This is a genomic window from Sphingomonas sp. Sphisp66 (genome assembly GCF_047324325.1).
Lineage (GTDB): Bacteria > Pseudomonadota > Alphaproteobacteria > Sphingomonadales > Sphingomonadaceae > Sphingomonas.
Window position 1 is genome coordinate 146,775 of sequence record NZ_CP168508.1, and the last position, 24,727, is coordinate 171,501.

Below are 24,727 nucleotides of genomic sequence, written 5' to 3' on the forward strand. Positions count from 1 at the left end.
AAGTACAACAAGGAGATTGCTGATGCTGAAGCCCATGCTTCTTGCTACTTCCATGATGTTTGCTGTTCCGGCCCTGGCGCAGGAGACGCCGAAGCCGGACAATAGCCGGCCGGCCCAGGCGGCACCGGTTCAGGATCAGGCCGCGCCGCCGGTGACGGACGACAAGGCGCCGGGCGTGCAGGAAGAGCCGCAGGATGCGGCGACCACCGCCCAGGCGACTCCGCAGCCGACCCAGCCGGCCCCGGCGCAGGGTGTGGCGCAGGCCACGACCGAGGCTTCGCCTGCCGCTACCGCTTCGGCGGCGCCTGCCGCCCAGCCGGGTGCCCAGCCCGCCACGGCGACCGCTGCCGCCACTCCGGCGGCCACGCCCGCGGCTTCGCAGGAGCAGGTCGCCCAGGCGGTCGGCCGTGACTTCGGCAGCTATGACAAGGATGCCGACGGCAAGCTGAGCAAGACCGAGTTTGCCGACTGGATGGGCTCGCTGCGCAAGGCCGCGGAGCCGGGCTTCCAGCCGGGTTCGGCCGAGGCGACGACCTGGTCCAGCCAGGCCTTCACCAATGCCGACACGGACAAGAACGCCGCCGTGAACAAGCAGGAGCTGACGGTGTTCCTGACGCCCAAGCAGCCGGGTTAAATATTTCGTCGCGCCGGATACGCATGGCGCTACTCCCGAACGGTCGCCGGACTTGCCTCCGGCGGCCGTTTGGTTTGTCAGGGCGTCAGTCCGCCAGCTGGACAAGCACCTTGCCCGTCACCGCGCCCTGCTCGAGTGCCAGATGGGCCTCCGCGGTGCGGCGCAGCGGCACGACCAGCCCGATCCTGGGGGTGTAGGCATTGGCCTCCAGCGCCGCGGTGATGTCGGCGATGGCGGCCTGCTTGGCCTCGGCGGGTACCGTGTAGATATAGACGAAGCGAAAGACGGCGCCGCCGATCATCGCGCGGAGCAGCGGGATCGCGCAGGCGTCCGCCGCGTCGCGCATCGCATAGGCGCTGATCACCCCGCCATTCGCCAGGCAGGCGAGGTCGAGTTCGAGATTGGCGGCGATATCGACATCGACGATGCAGTGCACGCCTTCGCCGGCAGTCGCTTCCGCTATCCTCGCCACAACATCGTCGCTGCGCAAGTTGAGCACCAGATCGGCGCCCGCTTCCCGCGCGATCACCTCCTGTTGGGAATCCAGGACGGTCGCCACGACCCAGGCGCCTGCCCATTTGGCGAGCTGGATCGCGGCCGATCCGACGACTCCGGCACCACCCTGGACGAGGGCGCGCCGGCCCTTGAGGTCGCCGTCGGCGAACAGGCAGCGATGCGCGGTGAGGGCCGGGATGCCGAGCGCTGCGCCGACTTCGAACGAGACCCCGGCCGGCAGCGACACCGCGTTGGCGGCGGGGATGGCGGCATACTCTGCCGCGGTTCCCTCGGCGCGCCCGGATTGCGCCTCGAACACCCAGACGCGCTCGCCGATCCGTGCAGGCGCAACACCGGTGCCGACCGCGACGATGATGCCGGCGCCATCCTGGTGCGGCACGATGCGCGGATGGCGCATCGGGGCGGAGAAGCCGGTCCGCGCCTTCAGGTCGGTGGGGTTGATGCCGGACATGTGGATGCGGACCAGGACTTCTCCTGCCGCAGGGGTGGGGTCGGGGATCTCGCCCAGGGTCAGGACCTCGTCCGCTGGTCCCTGTCGGTCATAATAGATGGCACGCATTGGTCGCTCCTGCTGGTCATCGCCGGAATTGGCGATGCGGGGCGGGAGGTCTGGACACGCAGGCGGTTTCGCAAGAAGGCAACGGTTTGATATATAGGGATAGTAAGTATACTATTGGGCGCATGACCAGGGAATCGGAGCCGTTCCGCTGCGCCGTCGAAGTCACGGTCGACATCGCCGGCGGCAAGTGGAAGCCGCTCATCCTCCATTATCTGCTGGGCGGGACGAAGCGGTTCGGCGAGCTGCGCCGGCTGATCGGCGGGGTGACGCAGCGCTCGCTCACGCTCCAGCTGCGACAGCTGGAGGAGCATGGCATCGTCCGGCGCGAGGTGTTCGCCGAAGTGCCACCCCGGGTCGAATATTCGCTGACCGAGCTGGGGCGGACGCTGACGCCCGTGCTGGAGGCAATGAAGCTGTGGGGCGAGGCCTATGCGGCGCGGGCCCCTGAGAGGTCCTAGAGCAGCCCCTGTCCCCGCAGCGAGGCATGCCCGTCGCGGCCCATGATGATATGGTCGTGCACCGCGATCCCCATGCCCTTGCCGGCGGCCATGATCTGGCGGGTGATCTCGATATCGGCGCGGCTGGGGGAGGGATCGCCGGAGGGGTGGTTGTGGACCAGGATCAGCGCCGCCGAGCCGAGGTCGATCGCCCGGCGGATCACTTCGCGGACATAGACCGCGGCTTCGTCGATCGTGCCTTCGCCCATCAGCTCGTCGCGGATCAGCATGTTCTTCGAATTGAGGTGGAGGACACGGAAGCGCTCGATGACGTGATGTGCCATGTCGGCGCGGAGGTAATCGAGTAGCGCCTGCCAGTTGGCGAGCACCGGGCGCTCGGCGACTTCGGCGCGCAGCAGGCGGAGCGCGGCTGCGTGGCTGGCCTTCAGGGCCGCGACGCTGGTCTCGCCCATGCCCTTCACCCGGGCAAGCGCCTCGGCATCGGCGGTGAGAAGTCCCGCGATCCCGCCGAACTCATGGAGCAGCGCCTTGGCCAGCGGCTTGGTATCCTGGCGGGGAATCGCCAGCGCGAGGAGGTATTCGACCAGTTCGTGATCGAGCAACGCGTCCGGCCCGCCCTCGAACAGGCGGCGGCGCAGGCGCGCGCGGTGGCCGCTATTGTCGGGGGCCTCGGACATGCCCGATTTGTTCCTGCAAACGCCGCTTTATTCAAGGCGAGGATTTCGCCGATTTGGCGATAGAGTTGACTCGTCCCGCGAGCATTCCTAAAGCGGCGGCGCATCAGGGGCCTTGGCACAGGATGCCACGTGTCGCCGGCACCTGCGCGGCGGCTTTTTCATATCTGGATCGCACGAACCTTGTCCGACGACCGCAATCCCGACGACCTCGATCGCCGCATCAAGGATGCGAAGGCTGAGCATGTGCGCGGCGTGACCAACGCCGAAGGCAAGGCGGAAACCCGTGGCTGGGCCATCGGCATCGAATTCGTCGGTGCCGTGCTCGTCTCGGGCTTCATTGGCTGGCTGATCGACAATTATGCCGGCCTCGGCACCAAGCCCTGGGCGATGGTGGTGATGCTGCTGCTCGGCTTCGCCGCCGGCGTTCGCCGCGCGATGCAGACTTCCGCCGAATTCGACGCCGATCCCAACACCGATAGCAAGGAATAACCGACCACCATGGCCGGCCCGATGGAACAGTTCGCAGTCAAGGTGCTCCACCCGATCAACGCGGGGGGCTATGACCTGTCGTTCACCAACTCGTCGCTGTGGATGGCGATCGCGCTGGCCGCGGTCTCGATCTTCCTGTTCGTCGGCACCGCCCGTCCGCAGCTCGTGCCCGGCCGCTGGCAGGCCGCGGTGGAGTATGTCTACGATTTCGTAAGACGCATGCTGGACGAGAATGTCGGCCCCGAGGGGCGCCGCTTCGCGCCGCTGATCTTCGCGATCTTCATCTTCGTGCTCGCCTGCAACCTGCTGGGCCTGATCCCCTGGGTGGGCGCGTTCACGCCGACCAGCCATATCTCGGTGACGCTCGGCCTTGCCATGTTGGTGTTCATCACCGTCTGCATCGTCGGCTTCGCGCGCCACGGCCTGCACTTCTTCAGCCTGTTCTGGCCGAAGGACGCCAATATCGCGCTCGGCCTGTTCGTGTTCATCATCGAGGTGCTGAGCTTCCTCAGCCGCCCGTTCACGCTCGCCATCCGACTGTTCGCCAACATGACTGCCGGCCACGTGCTGCTGAAGGTGTTCGGCACCTTCGTCGTGTCGCTCGGCTCGTTCGGCGCGCTGCCCTATGTCTTCGGCATCCTGCCGCTTTCGGTGAACGTCGCGCTTTCCGCGCTCGAGGTGCTGATTGCGGTGGTGCAGGCCTATGTCTTCGCGCTTCTGGCTTCGCTCTACCTGAACGACGCCATCAATCTCCATTAATCGACTTAGTCTCAAGGAAGGGAATATCATGGACGTAGCAGTTGCAGCCAAGATCGGTGCCGGCCTCGCTGCCATCGGTGCTGGCCTCGCCGCCATCGGCGTGGGCGCCATCTTCGGTCTCTACCTGCAGGGTGCGCTGCGCAACCCGGCGGCTGACGCCAAGATGGGCGGCCGCCTGATCTTCGGTTTCGCCGTGACCGAGGCGCTCGGCCTGATCGCCGCCGTCGTCGCGCTCGCGCTCGCCTTCTCGTAAGAAAGACGGGGCCAGCCGGCCATGCCACAGTTCGATTTCGCCAATGTCTTCCTGCCGCAGCTGGTGTGGCTCGCGATCTTCTTCGCGGTCCTCTACTTTGCGGTCGTCCTGCCGACGCTGCCCAAGCTGGGCCGCACCATGCAGGCGCGCGAGGACCAGGTGACCGGCGACCTTGACGCCGCCGAGGCTGCCAAGGCGTCGGCCGATAAGCTCGCCGCGGACTATGAAGCCGGCGTGGCCGAGGCCCAGGAATCGGCGCGCGCGGCGCTCAACGCCGCGCACGCCAAGGCGACCAAGTCGCTCGAGACCAAGCTGGCCAAGGCCGATGCCAAGCTCGCCGAGCGGGCGGCAGCGGCCGAGGCCGAGCTGACCGAAGCCCGCACCAAGGCGCTGGGCGAGGTCGAGGCGATCGCCGCGGACGTGGCGAGCGACCTGGTCGAGCAGCTGACCGGCAAGCGCCCGACCGCTGCCGACGCCGCCAAGGCGGCGCGCGCGGTGGCGGGCTGAAGGACCTGACATGAGTGCACATACTCCCGCCGACCAGACCGTCGCGCTTACCGAAGCCGATGGCGGCGCGCACCATGAAGGCCCCACGCTGCTCGGTCTCGGTGCCGAAGGCTGGGTCTATGTCGGGCTGACCATCTTCATCCTGCTGGCGATCTTCGTCGGCAAGGCTCCGAAGAAGATCGCCGAGGCGCTGGACAAGCGCATCGCCGACACCCGCGCCGAGCTGGACCGCGCCCGTGCGATCCGCGAGGAGGCCGAGAAGCTGCTCGCGGACGCCAAGGCGCGCACCGCGGCGAGCGCCAACGACGCCGCCGCGATCGTCGCCCATGCCGAGCAGGAGGCCACCGCGCTGATCGCCAAGGCGGAGGCGGATGCCAAGCTGCTCACGCAGCGCCGCACCAAGATGGCCGAGGACAAGATCGCCGCCGCCGAGCGCGCTGCGATTGCCGACGTCCGTGCCAAGGCTGCCGATGCTGCCGCCGCTGCTGCTGCAGCGATCATCGCGGAGAAGCATGGTGCCGGTGCGGACAAGCCGCTCGTCGACAAGACGATCGCGGGGCTGGGTCGGTTGAACTGATCCTCCGCTTCGGCGGCAGGCTGGACGAAAAGGGCGCGCTGCCTTCGGGCGGTGCGCCCTTTTCGCGTTCAGGGCGCAGGCAAGGCGGCCGGCTGGCGGGAGCGGCCCGGGGCGGCTAGGGTCGCGGCATGACCACCCAACGCTGGCTCCAGCTCGCCACCGCGCTCACCGCCGCGCTGCTCGTCCTGATGATCGCAGTCGCATGGCACAGCGCCGTGGAGGAGCAGCGCCGCGCCGGCGACATCGGCACGCGCGCGCAGGAGACGATGGAGCGGATCGAGGCCCGGGCCAATGCGCTGGAGAATGAAGCAGGGCGTTGAGGGCGGGGTAGGGGCTAGGCGCCGCGCCGCAGCTTCTTCGCTGCCTTTTCCAGCCCGGCGCGTTGCACCAGCGCCTTGATCCCGGCCACGCCGCGGTTGAACCCACCGAGCGCCGCCATCGTCACCCGGTTGGCGAGCGACGGCCGTAGCAGGAACAGGTCGACGCACGCCACGCCGCCGGTGGCGAACTGGCGCTTGTGCTGGCCCTCGCCCTCGGTGAAGTCGAAGCGGGAGAATTTCCCTTCCTCGAACAGGTCGCGCATCGCCTCGAGCTGGAGCACCGCGCCGGGGGAGAGGTCGTTGAACGCGGGATCATGGCCGACATAGGCGTAGATCACCACGCCGCCCTCGATCACCGGGCAATAGAGATAGGCCGCCGGCTCGCCCGCAATGTAGAGCAGCCAGGCACGCACCTGGCCGGCGGCGCCCTGCGCGAGCATCGTCGCGATGAATTCGGGGCTGTCGGGCAGGCCCGAGCCGAGCAGGCGTTCTTGGTAAGTCCTCAGCGAGATCCGCCGCGCGACGTCGTGGAAATCCTCCAGCGCCTGCGGTCCGCGGAACGCGCGCACGTCGAGCTCGCCGCCGCTCTCGGCCGCGATCTTCTTCGCCTTGCGCTTGATCCCCTGGCGGGCGTTGGACGACAGCCCGTTCCACCAGGCATCGAAGCCGGGTGCGAAATCGGTGAAATAGCGGGTGTAGCGCTGGCGGATGAAGGGCAGCATGTCGCCCGAGGCCTTGACCAGCCCCGGCACCAGATGCTCGGGCAGCGAGGTGACGACATAGCCATGCGCCTCGCGCGGCAGCGGCGCCAGCACCGGCAGGCGGTCGGCCCGCGCCTCGTCCAGCGTCAGCGGCAGGCGCACCAGGGAGCGCTGGATCGTGGCGAGCGTGCGCGCGCCGATCTCGAACTTCAGGCTGGTCGGCTTCGCCTGGGGCAGCTCGGCGGTGACTTCGCTCATCGCGTTCACGCGGCGCGCTCCTCGACCAGGTTCGACCAGAGCTGCTCGGCCTGGCGCCAGCGCGTGCGGATCAGGCTCGGCCCGAGCGGCGCGTCGTCCTGCCCGAGCGGCATCTTCGGCCGGTCTGCGAAATGTTCGGTCACCAACACCCCCCGGCGGCTGGCCAACATGCGACACAGCGCGTGGAAGCGCCGTACGTGCACGGCGTTAGGCCGCGTCCCGGCGCGATTTGCAAGCTCGAAGCCGTGGCTGACGATCGTCACGGCCGAATGGCTGCGCACCACGGCATGGTCGAGCGCGGCGCGCATCTCGCCGGCCGAGAGTGCGCAGATCTGGAAATGGCGGAGATGCCCGGCCCGGTCCTCGATCAGCGTCACCGGCACTTCGATCAGCCCGCGATGCGCGACCGGGGCGATCTGGCGCTCGCCCAGGTTGATCGCGCTCGGCCAGGGATGCTCGGAGCCGTTGTGGCTGCTGTCATATTCGAAGCCGAGCTGCGCCAGCGCGCCCAGCGTGTCGTCGCTCGCCGAATAGGAGCCGGAGCGGAAGGCGATCGGCTCGGGCGCGCCGCAGGCGACCAGCATGTCGGAGGCACCGGCCAGCAGCTCGACCTGCTCGTCGAAGCTATAGTCGATCAGCTCGAAGGCGCCATAGGTCGCGCCCTTGTCGTCCGCATGCGCGCCGGTCCAGTTGGGGTGGAGGTGCAGCTGCACTTCCTGCCCGGCCTCGAGGATCGCGCCGACCACCCGCTTGATCGGGTCGAGGCCGTAAACCAGGGCCGGCATCGGATCGACGAAGAAGCAGGCCTTGAGCCCGTGCCGGGCCAGCTGCTCGAGTTGCCAGGCGACGCCCACATTGGCGGGCTCCAGCGAGCGCTGGACGATCGTCTCGACATCGAGCCCGGCGACATGGTGCCGCCACATGATCTCGGTGTCGATCGTGATGAAGACCCGGGTAGCCATGCTGCCCCCTTAAAGCAGGGGCGTGAAGAAAAGGCGAATGCGCGGGGATTGGGGAAAGGGGGGCTCTAACTCCCCTCCCTCGCGAGGGAGGGGAGGCTGAATGTCGAATATGGCCTAGGGCTTGATACCATAGCGCGCATAATCCTCGTCGACGCGCGGCCACATCAGCCGGGCGGCGGCGAGATCGGTGTCGCTGCCCTTGATGTCTCCGGTCCGCCGGCGCACCACGCCGCGCAGGAAGAGGCTGGCGCCCTGCATTGGCGAGACTTCGAGTGCGGCGTTGAGATCGGCCATCGCCTCTTCCATCTTGCCCATGCGGAAATAGACCATCGCGCGGCTGTCATAGATCGACGAAGGGTCCTCGGCGATCTCGATCGCCCGCGTGCAATCCTTCAGCGCGGTATCGAGCAGGATGTTGCTCGTGCCCTTCAGCCAGCAGCGCGAGTTGAGCAGGATCTCGTTGCCGGGCGTGACGCGAATCTCTTCGTCGATCAGCTTGACGCCTTCCTCGGCCCGGCCGGCCTCGCCCAGCAGGTCCGCCTTTTTGGTGACGAAGCCCTGCTTGGCCTTGCCGCCCGCCGCGATCCGCTCATCGATCAGCGCCATGGCAGCATCCCGCTCGCCGGCGCGGAAGCGCAGCGAGGCGAGCATGTTGATCGCGGCCAGCGAACCGGGATCCAGCGCCAGCGCCGCCTCTACATCGGCGCGCGCGCCCTTGTCGTCGCGCATCGCCTGCCGCATCCGCGCCCGGGCGAGATAGAGCGGCACCGTCGGTTCGATCGTGATCGCCTTGTCGTAATCGGCGGCGGCGCCCTTCCAATCCCAGATCCCGGCGAGGAAGGAGGCGCGATTGGTGTAACCCAGCGTCTCGTCGGGCGCCGCATCGGCGATGCCCTTGGCGTAGACCGCCATGATCGCCGGGAACCCCGTCTTGCCGGCGTTGGCGACGATCTGCCAGCGCGCCGGATAGTCGGTGGGGGCAAGCATCTCGAGCAGCCGCGACTTGGCGAGCGCGACCTGCGCACGCACTGCCGGCAGGTCCGCCGGCGCCACTTCCGCCGCGTCGCTCGCCAGGCTGTCCTCGACCACCACTTCGCCGTTCGCGACGGTGACCTTGCGTGTCAGCCCGATGCCTGCGAACCGCGCCGGCAGCGTCTGGTCGCCATCCAGCGTGAAGCCGGCGCCCTGCCCGGGCAGACGGATGCGCGTCCGCATCACCGCTGCGAACGGCACTGGCGTGGTGACCACCGGAATGTCCTTCCAGGCCGGCCGGGCGCGGTCCGGCGAGAAATCGGCAGCGGAGACGATGCGGTCGAGCTGCGCGCGGTACCGGCGCTCGTTCAGTTTCCAGGGCGAGCCGACGATGCCGCTTGCCGTCGCGGTCGCGGTCGCCGTCTCGGAATCGTAGGAGAGCTTGCGCTCGACCACCAGCGCATCCCCGATCACGCCGGCGACCATGCCCTGGCCCATATCCTCGAGCTGCTCCTTGCTCGCCTGACTCGACATCGCCCGCACCATCTCGGCCATCTGGCCGCGCATCTTGATCGTGAGGGTGAACGGCGTCGGCAGACTGAGCCCGGCCCGCTGGTCGAACTCGAGCGCGGTTTCCATCATCGGGCGCGCCGGCGCATGCATCGGCAGCGGAATCAGCTCCGCGCCCCCGGGCCGGAGCGGCAGCACGTCGCGGAACGGCGGGGTATCGTCGAGATCCTCCAGCCGCGTGCCCGAGCCGGTGCCGTCGAGCCACAGCGGCTTGCCGCCGATCGTCGCATGCACCAGCACATGATCGAAGGCACCGGCGCTGGGCAGGCGCTGGGCGACCAGCCCGCTCATGCCCATGCTGGCCGCTACCGGCTCGGCCTCGATGTCCATGGCGCGGAGCAGGGAGAGCAGCAGCAGCGCCTTCGCCTTGCAGTCGCCATAGCGGCGCGTCCAGGTGTCGGCGGGTTTCTGGGGCACGTAATTGCCGCCGTTCATCCCTTCGAACAGGTAGCGAATCTCGTCCTGCACCAGCCGCAGCGCCAGCGCGGCGCGCACCCGCGGATCGGCCGACCTGCCCTTGATCTTGTCGACCTCGGCCGCCAGCGGGCTGCCCGGCGCGATCAGTCCCTCGGTCGCGTAGAGCGGCCCCATCACGGCGGAGACCGACTTCCAATCGGTGAAGCTGGTCACTTCGAGCAGTGCCGGCTTCTGGTAGCGGCCTGGCGCATCGGCGGGCAGCTCGGCGGGCTTGGGGAGCGGCAGCGTCACTTCGATCTCGTCGAAGCCGCCCTGCTTGGTCACTTTCGGCACGGCGCCATCGGCATAGCTGCGCCAGCGCAGCGGCGTGCCCGAGGGCCAGGAAACGCGCGCCCGCGCATAGCCCACCCGCTCGGGCGCCGCGACCAGCGGCACGAAAGTCTGCGCGTTGCCGCCCAGCGCCTTGTCATGGCTGGTTACCGAATAAGAGAGGCGCAGCACATCGCCGACGCGCAGCCCCTGCACCGTCATCGTCGCGGTCAGCGTGCCGTTGATCTGCAGCTGTTCGAGCTGCTCCTCGCGCCGCAGCACCTCGAAGCCCTTCCCGCCGGCGAGCAGGTCGATATGCTCGCCTGCCCGGATGATCTCGGCCTTGTGGACGATCAGATCGCCTTCCTCGGGCTGCCAGGGCAGTTGTACCGTGCCGAACTGCGTCAGCATCTGCGGCGAGACGATCCGCGTCGCCTGGTCGTTATAGGCCCAGACCTGCCCGCTGCTCAGGCGCTGCTGCTGGTCGCTCAGCACCGTTGCCGGATCGGCATCGGTCAGCTTGGCGGCGTCGGGCGCCGGCGCGGGCCGCACCCAGGCGGGTGCGGGCTGGTAAAGCGGCTTGTCGCCGGCATGGGCGGTGCCCGTCAGCAGAGTGAGCGCGACGGACGACAGAACGATACGCAAAGATAATCCCCCCGAATTTCCGGAGGGGAGCCTAGCGCCCCGCCCTGCCGCCACAAGCGAGGAGATGCGGATTATCTGTGCAGAAATGGTGCTTTAGTGTTTCCGGCTCAGCGGGCGTGGAAATAATCATAGACCTGCTGCGCGACGCCGGCGCTCACCCCCGGCGCCTTTTGCAGATCCTCCAGGCTCGCCGCGCGCACCGCCCGCGCCGTGCCGAAATGCATCAGCAGCGCCTTCTTGCGGGCCGGGCCGATGCCGGGGACCTCGTCGAGCGGGCTCGCCCCGATCGCCTTGGCGCGCTTCTCGCGGTGCGCGCCGATCGCGAAGCGGTGCACTTCGTCGCGCAGCCGCTGGAGATAGAAGAGCAAGGGCGAGTTGACCGGCAGCATCAGCTCGCGCCCGTCCATCAGGTGGAACACCTCGCGCCCGTCGCGCCCGTGATGCGGCCCCTTGGCGACGCCGACCATGCAGACGTCCTCGATGCCGAGATCCTCGAGCACCGCCTTGGCGGCATTGAGCTGCCCGCGCCCGCCGTCGAGCAGCACCAGGTCCGGCCAGGTGCCGCCTTGCCGGTCGGGGTCCTCCTCCACTGCTCGGGCGAAGCGGCGCGTGAGCACTTCGCGCATCATGCCGTAATCGTCGCCCGGCACGGTCTCGGCGCGCTTGATGTTGAACTTGCGATACTGGTTCTTCTGGAAGCCCTCGGGGCCCGCCACCACCATCGCGCCCAGCGCATTGGTGCCCTGGATATGCGAGTTGTCGTACACTTCGATCCGCTCGGGCGGTTCGGGCAGTTCGAACAGGTCGGCGACCTCGGCGAGCAGCTTGGCCTGGGTCGTCCCCTCGGCCAGCCGCCGGTCGAGCGCTTCCACCGCGTTGCGCCTGGCCTGCTCGAGCAGCCGGCGGCGCGGCCCGCGCTGCGGCACGCCCAGCGCGACCTTGTGCCCGGCGCGTTCCCGCAGCGCCTCGGCGAGAAGGGCCGCTTCCTCCAGGTTGCGATCGACGAAGATCGTCTTCGGCGGCGGCACTTCCTCGTAGAATTGCATCAGGAACGCCGCGAGCACCTCGTCCTCGGACACATCGTTGGTGTGCGCCGGGAAGAAGCTGCGATGGCCCCAATTCTGGCCGCCGCGGATGAAGAAGGCCTGGATGCCCATCACGCCCGACTTGCTGGCGAGCGCGAAGATGTCGGCATCGCCAACGCCCTCGGCATTGATCGCCTGGCTGCCCTGGATGAAGGTCAGCGCCTTGAGCCGGTCGCGCAGGATCGCCGCCAGCTCGAAATCGAGATTCTCCGCCGCGTCCTGCATCTGCGCGCCGAGCTTGGCCTGCACCTTGGTCGACTTGCCCATCAGGAAGTCGCGCGCGTCGTCGACCAGTTCCTCATAGGCCGCCGGTTCGATGCGATCGACGCACGGCGCGGAGCAGCGACGGATCTGGTAGAGTAGGCACGGCCGGTCGCGGGTGTTGAAGAAGCTGTCGGTGCAGCTGCGCAGCAGGAACAATTTCTGCAGCGCGTTGAGCGTCTTGCGCACCTGGCCGGCGCCGGCGAACGGCCCGAAATAATCGCCCTTCACCTTGCGCGCGCCGCGGTGGAGCTGGATGCGCGGATAGTCGTGGTCGCGCCGCAGCAGGATGAAGGGGAACGACTTATCGTCGCGCAGCAGGACATTGTAGGGCGGGCGGAAGCGCTTGATCAGCTGCGCCTCGAGCAGCAGCGCCTCGGCCTCGTTGTTCGTCGTGACGATCGTCATCGAGCGCGTCTGCGCCACCATCCGCTGGAGCCGCTTCGACAGGCGCATGACCTGGGTATAGTTGGTCACGCGGTTCTTCAGCGCCCGCGCCTTGCCCACGTAAAGCACGTCGCCGCGCGCGTCCTGCATCCGGTAGACGCCCGGGCGCACCGGCAGCGTCTTGAGCACGTTGCGGATCGCCGCCACCCCGGCTTCGAGGTCGGGCGCATCGGCGCCGCGCACGGCATAGGTGGCGGTCTCTTCGTTGAAGCGGTTGGGCGAATTGGGATCGGACATCGTCGAAGGGGATTTAGGCGCGGAAGCGCGCGACCGCCACTCCCTGATCGCGACCATATCGTCATCCCGCCCTTATCGTCATCCCGGCGAAAGCCGGGATCTCAGGCGAAGGTGCGAGGCAGGAGCCGCACGAGATCCCGGCTTTCGCCGGGATGACGGAGTGGGGGGGATGCCTTGAACGGCCACACGGATGTGTCATGCTCCACTCAAACACACCGAGGAGAGTCGTCCCCATGAAGCTCGCCCTTTCCGCCGCGCTGCTCGCGCTGGCCGCACCGCTCGCCGCCCATGCCCAGACCGTCCCCGCGCCGATCACCGCCGCGCTCGGCGATGCCAGCCGGCCCCAGGCGGACAAGGACCGCGACGCGTCGCGCCATGCCGGCGAGATCCTCGCCTTTGCCGGCATCGCGCCCGGCCAGGAGGTCGCGGACTTCATCATGGGTGGCGGTTACTGGACGCGCATCCTTGCCGGCATCGTCGGGCCGGGGGGCAAGGTCTATGCGTACCAGCCCGCCGAGTTCATCCAGTTCCGCGCCGCCTATGGCGATGAGCAGAAGGCCGCGGTCGAGGGCCGCGCCAATGTCGTGGCGTCGAGCGACAGCCTGAAGAGCTTCGCCTTTCCCGAGCCGCTCGACGCGATCATGACGGTACAGAACTGGCACGACCTGCACCTCAAGGCCGCCCCTCCGGGCGCCGCCAAGGCGATCGCGCAGAAGCTCTACGATTCGCTCAAGCCGGGCGGCGTGCTGCTGGTGATCGACCATGCCGCCAATTCCGATCCGGATTTTGCCCTGCCGCAGACGCTCCACCGCATCGATCCCGCCGCCGCCCGTGCGGAGATCGAATCCGTCGGCTTCAAGTTCGACGGCGAGCTGCCGCTGCTGCGCAACGCCGCGGATCCGCACACCGCCAACGTCTTCACCCCCGAGATCCGCGGCAAGACCGACCAGTTCATCTACCGGTTCCGCAAGCCGAGGGGCTGAATTCCCAAGCCCGGCGCGGGGAGCCTATATAGCGCCCCATGCATCTCCGCGCCGAAGCCATCATCCTCTCCGTCCGCGCCCATGGCGAGCATGGGGCGATCGTGCGGGCGTTGACCGAGGAGGACGGCGTGCAGCCGGGCTATGTCCGCGGCGGCCATGGCCGGACGCTGCGACCGGTGCTCCAGCCGGCGAACCTGGTGCAGGGCGAATGGCGTTCGCGGACCGAGGATGCGCTGGCCGGGCTGACGGTCGAGCTGCTCCACAGCCGCGCGGCAATGTTCTCCGAGGCGCTGCCGGCCGCCGCCTTCCAATGGACGACCGCGCTCACCGCCTTCTCGCTGCCCGAGGGGCTGCCCTATCCGCGGCTCTTCGCCGCGCTCGATGGCGTGCTGGCGGCGATCGAGGCGGCGCCGGCGGCGCGGGGGTGGGCGGTGGCTATGGTACGATACGAATTGCTCCTGCTCGCCGAGCTGGGGTTCGGGCTGGACCTCGAGCATTGCGCGGCGACCGGGCGCAACGACGACCTTGTCTATGTCAGCCCCAAGAGTGGCATCGCGGTCAGTCGGCTCGGTGCCGAGGGCTATGAGAACCGGCTGCTCCGCCTGCCGCGCTTCCTGGTCGAGGGCGGGGAGGCCGGGTGGGAGGATATCCTCGACGGAATCAGGCTCACCGGCCATTTCCTCGAGCGCGACCTGCTGATCGGAAAGGGTGCGGAACTGCTCGCGGCGCGTGCCCGGCTGGTCGATCGGTTGAAGCGCGCTGTTGCGTGACGGCCACAACAGCGGCAAAGCGGGCAGCGAAGACGTGGGGAGCATGAATTGCCACTGATTGCTGTTCTGCCCGGTGACGGGATCGGGCCTGAGGTTACGCGCGAGGCGCGCCGGGTTCTGGAAGCTCTGGCCCTGGGCCTGGACTTCGAGGAGGCGCCCGTCGGCGGCGCGGCCTATCTGCTGACCGGGCGGCCGCTGCCCGAAGAGACGCTCGCGCTGGCCAAGAAGGCCGATGCCGTGCTGTTCGGCGCGATCGGCGATCCGCGCTTCGAGGCGCTGGAGCGCCGGCTCCGCCCCGAGGCGGCTTTGCTCGGCATCCGCCGCGAGCTCGGCCTGTTCGCCAATATCCGCCCGGCGACCCTGTTCCCGGCTCTTGCGGATGCCTCGCCGCTCAAGCCCGAAGTGGTGGCCGGGCTCGACCTCGTCATCGTCCGCGAGCTGGTCGGCGACGTCTATTTCGGCGAGAAGGGCCGGCGCCATGACGCCGAGGGGCTGCGCCAAGGCTTCGATATCATGAGCTACAACGAGGCCGAAGTGGAGCGTATTGCCCGCGTTGGCTTCGAAATGGCCCGGCGGCGCAAGAAGAAGCTGTGCTCGGTCGACAAGGCGAACGTGCTCGAGACGTCGCAGCTGTGGCGCGACGTGGTCAACGAGCTGTCGACCGAATATCCCGACGTCCACCTGACCCACATGTATGTCGACAATGCCGCGATGCAGCTGGTGCGCGCGCCGTCGGCATTCGACGTGATCGTCACCGGCAATCTGTTCGGCGACATCCTGTCCGACCAGGCGAGCATGTGTGCCGGCTCGATCGGCATGCTGCCCTCGGCCTCGCTGCGCGCGTGGAGCGGGGACAATGGCATGTACGAGCCGATCCACGGCTCGGCGCCCGACATTGCCGGCACCGGCAAGGCCAATCCCTGCGCGGCGATCCTGTCGGCGGCGATGCTGCTGCGCCATTCGCTGGGCAACGAGGAAGCGGCGCTGAAGGTCGAGGCGGCCGTCGCGGCGGCGCTTGCCGGCGGTGCGCGGACGGCGGACCTCGGCGGCACGATGTCGACGACCGAGATGGGCGACGCGGTGCTCAAGGCGCTCGCGTGATTCCGGACCAGCTCGAGCTCGCGGTCGTCATCCCGACGTTCAACGAGCGGGCGAACGTACCGCTGCTGATCGAGAAGCTCGATGCGGCGCTGGCGGGGCGGAACTGGGAAGCGATCTTCGTCGACGACAACAGCCCGGACGGGACGGCGGATGCCGCCCGCGCGCTGGGCCGTCGCGACCCGCGGGTGCGGGTGATCCAGCGGATCGGCCGGCGCGGGCTCTCGTCCGCCTGCATCGAGGGCATGTGCGCGACCGCCGCGCCGTTCGTGGCGGTGATCGACGGCGACCTGCAGCATGACGAGACCCTGCTGCCCAGGATGCTCGACGCGCTCGAAGGCGATTCCACGCTCGACGTGGTGATCGGCTCGCGCTTCGTCGATGGCGGCGGCACGGGCGAGTGGGACCGGGAGCGGGTGGCAAAGTCTGCCTTCGCCACCAGGCTGTCGCGCCGGGTGCTCAAGGCGGACCTGTCCGACCCGATGAGCGGCTTCTTCACGATGCGCACCCAGATCGTGCGCGACCTGGTGCCGACGCTGTCGGCGATCGGCTTCAAGATCCTGCTCGACATCATGACGGCGTCGCCCAAGCCGCTGAAGTTCCTCGAGCTGCCCTATGTGTTCCGCACCCGGGCGCTGGGCGAGTCCAAGCTCGATTACGTCGTGGCGATGGAATATCTGATCGCGCTGTACGACCGGATGTTCGGCCGGGTGGTGCCGGTGCGCTTCGTGATGTTCTCGGGCATCGGCGCGCTCGGCGCCGGCGTGCATTTCCTGATCCTCGGCCTGTTCTTCCGTGGGCTGAACTGGCCGTTCGTCGGTGCGACCATCCTCGCCACCGCGGCGGCGATGACCTTCAACTTCTTCCTCAACAACGCGCTGACCTATCGCGAGCAAAGGTTGAAGGGGGCGAAGGCGATGCTGGGCGGCTGGGTGTCGTTCTGCCTGGTGTGCAGCATCGGTGCTGCGGCGAATGTCGGCGTCGCGGCGTTCCTCCACAATGTCCAGCATGGTGACTGGCGCTTCGCGGCGCTGGCGGGAATCGCGGTGGCGGCGGTGTGGAACTTCGCGCTGTCGTCGCGCTTCGTCTGGGGGCGGTACTGAAATCTCCCCTCCCTGCAAGGGAGGGGCGAAGTGGGTTGCGCCTCCGGTCTTCCGGAGGCGCCCAGCGAGACGGTATCGGAAAACAGAAAAGGCCGGGCATCGAGCCCGACCTTTTCTAACCCACCCCTAACCCCTCCCTTGCAGGGAGGGGAATGAGGCTGGCGCTTTACCGCCAGCTGCCGATCCACATCCAGTGAAGGAACCCCTGGCTGTCCGCGAGCGGCGCGCCCGAGAGGATCGGGTAGAAATAGCCGAACATCAGCAGCGAGAGCGCTACGAACCATTCCTCCCAGCCGCGATTCCTGCCCTTGTCGAAGTGCAGGAAGGCGACCGGCAGCGCCATGCACAGGAAGATGCTGCTGGGGTAGTAATAGTAATAGAAGCCGATCGACTTGGGGATCACGACATAGATCGCCAGGCTGGCCGTCCACAGCAGCGCCATGGCCAGCGACCGGATCGCCTTGTCCTTCACCCACGCCCAGTAGCAGGCGAGCACCGCGACCAGCCCGCCCCACATGATCAGCGGATTGCCGATCAGCAGCACGCCGCGCTGGGCGCCGCGATCCCATTCATAGAAATACCAGATCGGCCGCAGCATCAGCGGCCAGCTCCACCAGCTCGACTGATAGGTGTGGTGCGGCAGGATCTGGGTCTGCATCTGCCACATATGGAGCTGCTGGGCGAACAGGCCGGGCAGGCTCAGCGGATCGGTTGCGTAGAAGAAGGCGGGGAGGAAGGTGAGGAAATAGGTCACCACGCTGACCATGCCCATCGCCAGCAGCGCCGGAATGGCGGGCAGGCCGGGCCAGTGCGGCTGATCCTTGCCGGAGAGCGCGGCGAGGACCGGCTTCTTCGCCTGGCGCGCATCGCGGATGCGGATGACGAGGAAGGCCAGGCCCGCCAGCACGATATAGGGCACGCCCGCCCATTTGACCGCAGTGGTCATCCCGAGCAGCACGCCGACCGCCAGCCATCGCCACCAGACGTGCCTGCCGCCGCTCTTCATCGACCACAGGCCCATCACCAGCGCCCAGACCAGGAAGCAGCCGAGGAAGATGTCGAGCATGCCGGTGCGTGCCTGGACATAGACGGTCTGGTTGAGCAGCGTCAGCAGCGCGCCGACCAGAGTTGCGCGCATGCTGCCGGTGAGCAGCCAGAGAAAGGCGAAGACGCCGAGCACGGTGGCGGTGCCGGCGACCGTCGAGGCGATGCGCCAGCCGAACGGATTGTCACCGAGCAGCGCCATGCCCGCCGCGATCAGCTCCTTGCCGAGCATCGGATGCTCGACATTGCGCGGGCCCGACAGGTCGAGCAGCGCCTGGGCGGCGGGGAGATAGTGGATCTCGTCGAACATGATCACGCTGGGCTGATCGAGATGGATCAGGAACAGCGCCTCGGCGATGACGGCGAGGAGCAGGGCGACGGTCCAGGGACGGTCGCGCAGGGCCTTGAGGCGATCGAGCATGGCGGGTGGGATAGCTGACCGTTTCGTGGCCGTCATGCCCTCAAAAATCCTCCCTCGCGAAGCGGGGGAGGGGGACCGCGCGCGCCAGCGCGTGGTGGAGGGGGCATGGCCGCAGGCGATTGGCTCGCGGAGACGCCCCCTCCGTCGCGCTGCGCGCGCCACCTCCCCCGCTTTGCGAGGGAGGATTTTTTGTTTGGTTGACGCCCCGGCCCCTCAGCCGCAAAGCATCCCGCACTATGAAGCGTCGTACAGGCCAAGACCGCAGCGTCACCCGCAACTGGAAACCCGCCACCCAGGCCGTGCGCGGAGGTACCGCGCGTTCCGAATGGGGCGAGACCAGCGAGGCGATGTTCCTCACCTCCGGCTATGCGTATGACTGCGCCGGCGACGCCGCCGCGCGCTTCGCGGGCGAGCAGGTCGGCATGACCTATTCGCGCCTGCAGAACCCGACGGTGGAGATGCTCGAGGAGCGGATCGCGCTGCTCGAAGGTGCCGAGGCCTGCCGCACCATGGCGACCGGCATGGCGGCGATGACCGCGGCGATCCTCTGCCAGGTGAGCGCCGGCGACCATATCGTCCAGGGCCGCGCCGCGTTCGGATCGTGCCGCTGGCTGACCGACAGCCTGTTGCCCCGCTTCGGCGTAGAGACCACGATCGTCGATGCGCGCGACCCGCAGCAGTTCGAGGACGCGATCCGCCCGAACACCAGGGTGTTCTTCTTCGAGACGCCGGCCAATCCGACGATGGACGTGGTCGATCTCGAGGCGGTCTGCGCGATCGCCCGGAAGCACGGCATCACCACCGTGGTCGACAATGCCTTCGCGACGCCCGCGCTCCAGCGCCCGCTCGAGTTCGGCGCGGACGTGGTGGCCTATTCGGCGACGAAGATGATGGACGGGCAGGGCCGTGTGCTCGCCGGTGCCGTCACCGGCTCGTCGCAGTTCATCAACGAGGTGCTGCTGCCCTTCACCCGCAACACCGGCCCGACGCTGTCGCCGTTCAATGCCTGGGTTGTGCTGAAGGGGATGGAGACGCTCGACCTGCGCATCCGCCGCCAGAGCGAGAATGCGCTGAAGGTGGGCAGCTTCCTCGAGAAGCGCGTGCCGAAGATCAACTTCCCGGCGCTGCCCAGCCACCCGCAGCACAATCTGTTCATGCGCCAGATGGAGGCCGCCGGCCCGATCTTCTCGTTCGAGGTCGATGGCGGCCGCAAGCAGGCGCATGCGCTGCTCGACGCGCTCGAGCTGGTCGATATCTCGAACAATATCGGCGATTCGCGCTCGCTGATGACGCACCCGGCTTCGACCACCCATTCCAGCGTCGCCGAAGAGAAGCGCTTGGAGATGGGCGTGACCGAGGGCATGCTGCGGCTCAATGTTGGGCTGGAGGACGCGGACGACGTGATCGCCGATCTCGACCAGGCGCTGAGGGCCGCCGGATTGTGATGGACGCATTGTTCACCGATGCGGAGGAAACGCGCGGGATCACCGTGCGCGTGTCGGTGAGCTATCTGCCCGAGCAGAGTGAGCCCGATCGCGGCCGCTGGTTCTGGGCCTATCACATCCGCATCGAGAATAGCGGGCCGATGACGGTGCAGCTGCTCACCCGCCACTGGATCATCACCGACGGGCGCGGCGCGCGCCACACGGTGGAAGGCGAGGGCGTGGTCGGCGAGCAGCCGATGATCGCGCCGGGGGCAAGCTTCGACTATGTCTCGGGCTGCCCGCTTAGCACGCCGACGGGGAATATGCAGGGCAGTTATCACATGATCGGGGAAGACGGTTCGGCGTTCGACGTCGGCATCCCCAAGTTCGCGCTGACCGCGCCGGCGGTGGCGGAATGAAGCGGACCCATCTCCCCCTCAACGGCCTGCGCGTGCTCGATGCCGCGGCACGCCATCTGAGCTTCACCCGCGCGGCGGACGAGCTGGCGGTGACCCCTGCCGCGGTCGGGCAGCAGATCCGCGCGCTCGAGGATACGCTCGGCGTCGTGCTGTTCCGCCGCACGACCAAGGGGCTGGAGCTCACCCCCGAGGCCGAGGCCGGCCTGTCGGCGCTGCGCGCGGGCTTCCTCCAGTTCGAGGAGAGCGTGCGGGCGATGCAGGCGGGGCAGTCGTCCAAGTCGCTGACCATCGCCGCGCCGCGCGACCTGACCGCCAAATGGCTGATGCCGCGGCTGGCCGAGATCGCCCGGGTCGACAGCGACCTGCGCTTCGTGCTGGTGCCCGCCGACGACGCGCTCGACTTCACCGAGGCCAATCTCGACCTCGCCATCCGCTGGGGCGAAGGCCCGGGCGAGCATGAGGGCGAGGCGCTGGAGAGCGACGGCATGGTCACGGTCGAGCGGCCGGGCGGCAGCATCGACGTGCGCATCTCCTGGCCGGGCTGCATGGCCGAGGATGCCGGATCGTTGGTCCGTGTCGCCGATGCCGGCCTTGCGCTCGATGCCGCGGCCGAGGGGCTGGGCCGGGCGACCGTGCCCGAGCTGCTTGCGCGCAGCGACATCGCTTCCGGCCGCGTAGTGGTGGTCGGCGAGCCCAAGAGCTCGAAGCTCGGCTACTGGCTGGTCGCGCCGCTGCCGCAGTGGCGGCAGAAGAAGGTGAAGTCGCTGGTCGACGCGCTGGCGTCGTGAACCCGGCCGGCCCCGCGCCGCGCGAGACGGTGGTGCTGGAGACGGAGCGGCTCCGCCTGCGCCTGCGCGTGCCCGGCGACGCCGCGGCACTGTTCCCGAGCCTGTCCGATCCCGAGCTGATGCATTTCTGGTCGGGACCGCCGCATGAGAATATGGCGCAGACCCGCGCGGATTTCGCCCGCGAGGCGCCGGGCTGGCGCTGCTGGGCGATCACGCTGAAGGGCGAGGATAGCGCGATCGGCTTCGTCGCCGCGGGCGAGAAGCGGCAGGGCGGGGTGTCCGAGATCGGCTATATGCTCGCCCGGGCGCATTGGGGCGGCGGCATCGCCGCCGAGGCGGTCAGCGCGGTGATCGACCGGCTCTTCGCCGAAGGGCAGCGCCGCGTCTTCGCCGATACCGATCCGGACAATCGCGCGTCGCGCGGGCTGCTCGAGCGGCTCGGCTTCCGGCTCGAGGGGGTGCTGCGTGCCGAATGGGAGACCCATATCGGCGTGCGCGACACCGCCCTCTATGGCCTGCTGCCTGCGGACTGGCGAGCAGGTCCGACCCTATAGAGCGCCCTGTTCCGGCTTGTCGGCGAGGTCGAGCGTGACGATGCGCGGGTTGCCGTTCCGACCCAGGACGCGGCTCTGCGTCTCGCGCGTGATGTCGAAGACCAGGCTGAAACGCTCGGTGCGGACCAGGCCCTCGCCGTCCGCGCCCGGATCGACCGGGGCATAGCGGCGCTTGGCCAGCGAAGCGCGGACCTGCTTGGCCCAGTCGCCGGTGATCTTCTCGGAGCTGTTCAGCTGCTCGATGTCCTCGACCCGGCCCGACGGCTCGATGCGGTAGCGCACGTCGATCCATTCGGGGTTGGCGGGGGCCAGGGTGCCGACGCCCGGATCCAGGCCGAGCAGCGGCGGGCTGTAGACTTCGATCGGAACGCCCACGGCCTTGCCGGAGAGGCCGGCGACGGCCTTGTCGATCGACTCCGCGCCGCCGCGCGACGCCGTCAGGCGGGCGCGCAGGATCTCGGCGGCGGTGCGATAGGTGGCGAGCTCGGGCGCGGTGGTCTGGGCGATCCGGTCGATATTGGCGCGCGCCAGGCTGGCATAGCCGCGGTCGCGCGTCGCCAGCGTGGAATAGATGCCCGCCTGGCGCAGCATCGCCCGGCCCTGGACCTCGAGCTGGCCGGCGGCCTGGGCCTTGCGCTCGACGCGGCGATAGACGTCCATCGCGCGGGTGAGGCGGCCGGTGCCGAGCGAATAGTCGCCGGTCGCCAGCTGCTGGTCGAGCGTGCGGGCATCGTTCGCGCCAAGGCTGTCGCGCAGCGTGTCGAACGCGAAGATCTGGAGGACGCGGCCATTCTCGGGAAGGCCGATGATGTCGGTCAGCCGGCCATAGGCGCGCTGGAGATTGGCGACTTCCTGCGGATACTCGGCGGAATGGCGGGCATTGCGGTTGTTCGACCGCGAAAGCGTGGTCCAGGCGCCGTCATAGTCGCCGGCGAGATACTGGCTCTCGGCATGGACGAGCGTCGCCGAGATGTCGTCCTTCGGCGAGCAATGGCGCGCGATGCAATCCTTGAGCTTCTTGCTCGTCTCGGCGAGCGCGCTGCCGGTGACGATGATCGCCCCGCCGGCATCCTGGCGGTGTTCCTGGGCCAGGGCGGGCGTAACGGTGGTGGCCATGGCCATGAGCATCAACAAAGCACGCATTCTGCTTCTCCCCTCTTTTCGCCAGTAATTAGGACTGATTCCTCTCGAATTGTCCAGAACAATAGCGCCCGGCCCGAGGACGGGTTAGGAACCGGGCAAGTGCAGGAGGAGATTTCGACCAATGCCGCAGAATCCCTGGAGCCATAGCCGCACTAGCGGTGTCTCCGACGATATCGATTTCGAGATCAAGGGGCAGGAGCTCCAGTTCGTCGAGATCGAGCTCGATCCCGGCGAGAGCGCGGTGGCCGAGGCGGGCGCGCTGGTGTGGAAGGACGCGGCGGTGGGGATGACCACCGTGTTCGGCGACGGCAGCGGCCAGCAGGGCGGCGGCTTCATGGGCGCGCTGCTCGGCGCGGGCAAGCGGCTGGTGACCGGCGAGAGCCTGTTCACCACCGTCTTCACGCATAGCGGCTCGGGCAAGGCACGGGTGGCCTTCGCGGCACCGGTGCCGGGGGCGATCGTGCCGCTCAAGCTGGACAGCGTAGGCGGCACGCTGATCTGCCAGAAGGACGCGTTCCTCTGCGCCGCCAAGGGCGTGTCGATGGGCATCGCCTTCCAGAAGCGGATCATGACCGGCCTGTTCGGCGGCGAGGGCTTCATCATGCAGAAGCTCGAAGGCGATGGCTGGGTGTTCGTCCAGTTCGGCGGCATGGTCGTCGAGCGCCAGCTGGCGCCCGGCGAGGAGCTGCACGTCGATACCGGCTGCCTCGCCGCCTATACGCCGTCGGTGGAGTTCGACCTGGTGACCGCCGGTGGGGTGCGCAGCGTGTTCTTCGGCGGCGAGGGGCTGTTCTTCGCGCGGCTGCGCGGGCCGGGCAAGGTATGGATTCAGTCTCTGCCCTTCTCGCGCCTTGCCGGGCGGATGTTGTCGGCGGCAAGCGGCTTTGGCGGGCAGAATCGCGGCGAGGGCTCGGTGCTCGGCGGGTTGGGCAATTTCATCGGGGGCAACAACTGAGCCGGAACTAGCGGGCGGGCGGGGCGGTCAGCTCCGCCGCCTTGCCCATCAGCGCGGCGAAGCGGCCCTGCTCGACCTCCTTCTGCATGTCGTTCCAGCTGCCGGTGATCGCGTACCAGTCGCCATTCCCCGCCTGGAGCAGATAGGTCATGTTCATCACCCCGGGCTCGGACCCGCCCTTGTAGCCCACCCATTGCCACTTGCCCCGGACCTCTGGGCCCATGCCGGTATTCTTCGACAGCACCGCGCGCGCATCGGCGCCGGCCGGGCCTTCGGTGTTGCGGCGCAGCCAGTCCATCACCCGGACCAGATCGTTCGGGCTCTCGAACCATTCCAGCGTGTCGATCATCTTCGGGATCTTCTTCAGGAAGCTGGTCTGGTCGATCAGGATCAGCGGCACGCCCGCCACCTCGCCGGCCAGCAGCGCGCGCCGGCCCGCCTCGTCGAGCTTGAGATAGCGGTCGCCCAGCCCGGCCACGCCCTTGAGCTTGAACATGTCGAGCGTCGAGAGGAACGGGCGGTTGCGCGCCGGATCGGCGATGCCGAGCACCGGCATCATCGCCTCCACCTTCTCGCGTCCCAGCGTGTGCAGCAGGATGTCGGTGGCGCTGTTGTCGCTGATCGAGATCATCTGCGTGGCCAGCTCGCGCAGGCTGACCTGGCTGCCCCTGGGCTTGCGGTTATAGCCGCCGGCCGGCAGCGGGCTGCCGTCGAGCGTGACGAGATCGTCCCATTTCCGCGATCCCGCATTGGTGACGCGCACCAGCTCGGCGAGGATCACCAGCTTGAAGGCCGAGCCGATCGCATAGGGCCTGTCCGCGTTGCGGCCGGCAAGCAGCTGCGGCGCGCCCGTGCCGAGCCGTGCGATCGCATAGCCGGTATCGCCGTGCAGCGCGGCGAGCGCGCGCTCGACATCGGGAAGCGTCTTCTCCGCGGCATCGAAGCCGGTGACGAGCAGGCCGACGACCTGGTGCGGCGCGGCGGAATCGACGGCGAGCTGCATCACCGCCACGGCCGAGGCGAACTGGACGCGCACCACGCCGTGCCAGGGCGACTTCTGCTCGACGCCGAGGATGGCGACCGGCTTGCCGTTCTCGGCGACCAGCTGCGCGGTCACCGAATCGAACGCCGCCTTGGGCACCTGGGCCTGGAAGCCCGGCGCGAAATAGGCCGCATAGTCGCCGCCGCCGTTGAGGATCGCGAGCAGCTCGTTCAGCCGCGCGGTGAAGGTGGGATCGGCCTTGGGAGCCACCGCCGCGGCCGATGCAGCAGGGGCGGCGGTCTGCGCAGTTGCGGGCAATGCCAGGGCGAATGCCGGCAGGGCGAGAAGCAGATGACGCATGCAGGCGGCTCCTTGACGGGCATCGTGATTCGTTGCGCGGCCGTCATACCGCCGATAAATTATGATATCA

General features: G+C 68.3%; 26 protein-coding genes. 17 read left to right on the plus strand and 9 right to left on the minus strand.

The window, feature by feature from the left end; translation table 11 throughout:
• Positions 1-52 precede the first annotated feature (52 nt).
• Entirely contained in the window at positions 53-634 is a 582-nt protein-coding gene (locus ACEN8G_RS00680) for an EF-hand domain-containing protein (protein WP_413418185.1), read from the plus strand.
• 85 nt (positions 635-719) lie between these two features.
• Here the strand turns inward: ACEN8G_RS00680 and ACEN8G_RS00685 are convergent, their stop codons facing one another.
• Entirely contained in the window at positions 720-1,709 is a 990-nt protein-coding gene (locus ACEN8G_RS00685; RefSeq protein ID WP_413418187.1) for an NADPH:quinone reductase, read from the minus strand.
• A gap of 122 nt (positions 1,710-1,831) precedes the next feature.
• Between ACEN8G_RS00685 and ACEN8G_RS00690 the strand changes: the two genes are divergently transcribed.
• Positions 1,832-2,167, plus strand: coding sequence for a winged helix-turn-helix transcriptional regulator (locus ACEN8G_RS00690; RefSeq protein WP_413418189.1), 336 nt, complete (start codon positions 1,832-1,834; stop codon positions 2,165-2,167).
• On the opposite strand, the gene radC is transcribed toward ACEN8G_RS00690, so the two are convergent.
• Positions 2,164-2,844, minus strand: a complete 681-nt coding sequence (gene radC, locus ACEN8G_RS00695; RefSeq protein ID WP_413418191.1) for a RadC family protein — start codon at positions 2,842-2,844, stop codon at positions 2,164-2,166. The two genes, ACEN8G_RS00690 and radC, sit on opposite strands and share 4 nt — an antisense overlap.
• A 180-nt stretch (positions 2,845-3,024) precedes the next feature.
• Here radC and ACEN8G_RS00700 point away from each other — a divergent pair, with 180 nt between their 5' ends.
• The 6 genes from ACEN8G_RS00700 to ACEN8G_RS00725 all read left to right on the plus strand — a co-directional run bounded on the left by ACEN8G_RS00700 (position 3,025) and on the right by ACEN8G_RS00725 (position 5,749).
• Complete coding sequence (locus ACEN8G_RS00700) at positions 3,025-3,333, plus strand: AtpZ/AtpI family protein (protein WP_413418193.1); 309 nt, start codon at positions 3,025-3,027, stop codon at positions 3,331-3,333.
• A 21-nt stretch (positions 3,334-3,354) separates the two neighbouring features.
• A complete protein-coding gene (locus ACEN8G_RS00705) occupies positions 3,355-4,092 on the plus strand; it encodes a F0F1 ATP synthase subunit A (protein ID WP_373422999.1) in 738 nt (245 codons plus the stop codon).
• A gap of 28 nt (positions 4,093-4,120) precedes the next feature.
• Positions 4,121-4,345, plus strand: a complete 225-nt coding sequence (locus ACEN8G_RS00710; RefSeq protein ID WP_307119751.1) for a F0F1 ATP synthase subunit C — start codon at positions 4,121-4,123, stop codon at positions 4,343-4,345.
• Positions 4,346-4,366: 21 nt separating this feature from the next.
• Entirely contained in the window at positions 4,367-4,852 is a 486-nt protein-coding gene (locus tag ACEN8G_RS00715; protein WP_413740715.1) for an ATPase, read from the plus strand.
• Positions 4,853-4,862: 10 nt separating this feature from the next.
• Positions 4,863-5,429, plus strand: coding sequence for a hypothetical protein (locus tag ACEN8G_RS00720; protein ID WP_413418499.1), 567 nt, complete (start codon positions 4,863-4,865; stop codon positions 5,427-5,429).
• A 128-nt stretch (positions 5,430-5,557) separates the two neighbouring features.
• Positions 5,558-5,749: a hypothetical protein gene (locus ACEN8G_RS00725; RefSeq protein WP_413418501.1), complete on the plus strand. Its 192-nt coding sequence runs from the start codon at positions 5,558-5,560 to the stop codon at positions 5,747-5,749.
• A gap of 14 nt (positions 5,750-5,763) precedes the next feature.
• On the opposite strand, the gene ACEN8G_RS00730 is transcribed toward ACEN8G_RS00725, so the two are convergent.
• The 4 genes from ACEN8G_RS00730 to uvrC form a co-directional block, all read right to left on the minus strand.
• Complete coding sequence (locus ACEN8G_RS00730; RefSeq protein WP_413418509.1) at positions 5,764-6,708, minus strand: GNAT family N-acetyltransferase; 945 nt, start codon at positions 6,706-6,708, stop codon at positions 5,764-5,766.
• A 5-nt stretch (positions 6,709-6,713) separates the two neighbouring features.
• Entirely contained in the window at positions 6,714-7,670 is a 957-nt protein-coding gene (locus tag ACEN8G_RS00735; protein WP_413418503.1) for a polysaccharide deacetylase, read from the minus strand.
• A 114-nt stretch (positions 7,671-7,784) separates the two neighbouring features.
• A complete protein-coding gene (locus ACEN8G_RS00740) occupies positions 7,785-10,583 on the minus strand; it encodes a DUF3857 domain-containing protein (RefSeq protein WP_413418505.1) in 2,799 nt (932 codons plus the stop codon).
• A gap of 107 nt (positions 10,584-10,690) precedes the next feature.
• Positions 10,691-12,613, minus strand: a complete 1,923-nt coding sequence (uvrC, locus tag ACEN8G_RS00745; protein WP_413418507.1) for an excinuclease ABC subunit UvrC — start codon at positions 12,611-12,613, stop codon at positions 10,691-10,693.
• A gap of 233 nt (positions 12,614-12,846) precedes the next feature.
• On the opposite strand from uvrC, the gene ACEN8G_RS00750 reads away from it, so the two are divergent.
• Genes ACEN8G_RS00750 through ACEN8G_RS00765 form a run of 4 tightly spaced genes read left to right on the plus strand, consistent with a single transcriptional unit; the run spans position 12,847 to position 16,567 of the window.
• Complete coding sequence (locus tag ACEN8G_RS00750; RefSeq protein ID WP_413419175.1) at positions 12,847-13,596, plus strand: class I SAM-dependent methyltransferase; 750 nt, start codon at positions 12,847-12,849, stop codon at positions 13,594-13,596.
• A 38-nt stretch (positions 13,597-13,634) separates the two neighbouring features.
• A complete protein-coding gene (gene recO / locus ACEN8G_RS00755; protein WP_413419177.1) occupies positions 13,635-14,366 on the plus strand; it encodes a DNA repair protein RecO in 732 nt (243 codons plus the stop codon).
• 48 nt (positions 14,367-14,414) lie between these two features.
• A complete protein-coding gene (leuB, locus tag ACEN8G_RS00760; protein WP_413419179.1) occupies positions 14,415-15,467 on the plus strand; it encodes a 3-isopropylmalate dehydrogenase in 1,053 nt (350 codons plus the stop codon).
• Positions 15,464-16,567 carry a glycosyltransferase gene (locus tag ACEN8G_RS00765; protein WP_413419181.1) on the plus strand — a complete coding sequence of 368 codons (1,104 nt, stop codon included), beginning with the start codon at positions 15,464-15,466 and terminating at the stop codon, positions 16,565-16,567. The genes leuB and ACEN8G_RS00765 overlap by 4 nt, the downstream gene beginning before the upstream one ends.
• Positions 16,568-16,733: 166 nt before the next feature.
• Here the strand turns inward: ACEN8G_RS00765 and ACEN8G_RS00770 are convergent, their stop codons facing one another.
• Complete coding sequence (locus ACEN8G_RS00770) at positions 16,734-18,032, minus strand: glycosyltransferase family 39 protein (RefSeq protein ID WP_413419391.1); 1,299 nt, start codon at positions 18,030-18,032, stop codon at positions 16,734-16,736.
• Positions 18,033-18,268: 236 nt separating this feature from the next.
• Here ACEN8G_RS00770 and ACEN8G_RS00775 point away from each other — a divergent pair, with 236 nt between their 5' ends.
• The 4 genes from ACEN8G_RS00775 to ACEN8G_RS00790 are packed head-to-tail and all read left to right on the plus strand — an operon-like array spanning position 18,269 to position 21,217.
• Complete coding sequence (locus ACEN8G_RS00775; protein ID WP_413417952.1) at positions 18,269-19,477, plus strand: trans-sulfuration enzyme family protein; 1,209 nt, start codon at positions 18,269-18,271, stop codon at positions 19,475-19,477.
• Positions 19,477-19,875 (plus strand): Co2+/Mg2+ efflux protein ApaG, encoded by a 399-nt coding sequence (gene apaG, locus ACEN8G_RS00780; RefSeq protein ID WP_307119763.1) that lies wholly within the window; start codon positions 19,477-19,479, stop codon positions 19,873-19,875. The genes ACEN8G_RS00775 and apaG overlap by 1 nt, the downstream gene beginning before the upstream one ends.
• Complete coding sequence (locus ACEN8G_RS00785) at positions 19,872-20,663, plus strand: LysR family transcriptional regulator (RefSeq protein ID WP_307119764.1); 792 nt, start codon at positions 19,872-19,874, stop codon at positions 20,661-20,663. The genes apaG and ACEN8G_RS00785 overlap by 4 nt, the downstream gene beginning before the upstream one ends.
• Entirely contained in the window at positions 20,660-21,217 is a 558-nt protein-coding gene (locus tag ACEN8G_RS00790) for a GNAT family N-acetyltransferase (RefSeq protein ID WP_413417949.1), read from the plus strand. The genes ACEN8G_RS00785 and ACEN8G_RS00790 overlap by 4 nt, the downstream gene beginning before the upstream one ends.
• Here ACEN8G_RS00790 and ACEN8G_RS00795 read toward each other — a convergent pair.
• The gene (locus ACEN8G_RS00795) at positions 21,212-22,360 is read right to left on the minus strand and encodes a hypothetical protein (RefSeq protein WP_413417947.1); all 1,149 of its coding nucleotides are present in this window, start codon (positions 22,358-22,360) and stop codon (positions 21,212-21,214) included. The two genes, ACEN8G_RS00790 and ACEN8G_RS00795, sit on opposite strands and share 6 nt — an antisense overlap.
• Before the next feature lie 121 nt (positions 22,361-22,481).
• On the opposite strand from ACEN8G_RS00795, the gene ACEN8G_RS00800 reads away from it, so the two are divergent.
• Complete coding sequence (locus tag ACEN8G_RS00800; RefSeq protein WP_413417945.1) at positions 22,482-23,315, plus strand: AIM24 family protein; 834 nt, start codon at positions 22,482-22,484, stop codon at positions 23,313-23,315.
• Between the two features lie 7 nt (positions 23,316-23,322).
• Here the strand turns inward: ACEN8G_RS00800 and ACEN8G_RS00805 are convergent, their stop codons facing one another.
• Positions 23,323-24,657: a serine hydrolase gene (locus tag ACEN8G_RS00805; RefSeq protein ID WP_413417943.1), complete on the minus strand. Its 1,335-nt coding sequence runs from the start codon at positions 24,655-24,657 to the stop codon at positions 23,323-23,325.
• Positions 24,658-24,727: the final 70 nt, after the last annotated feature.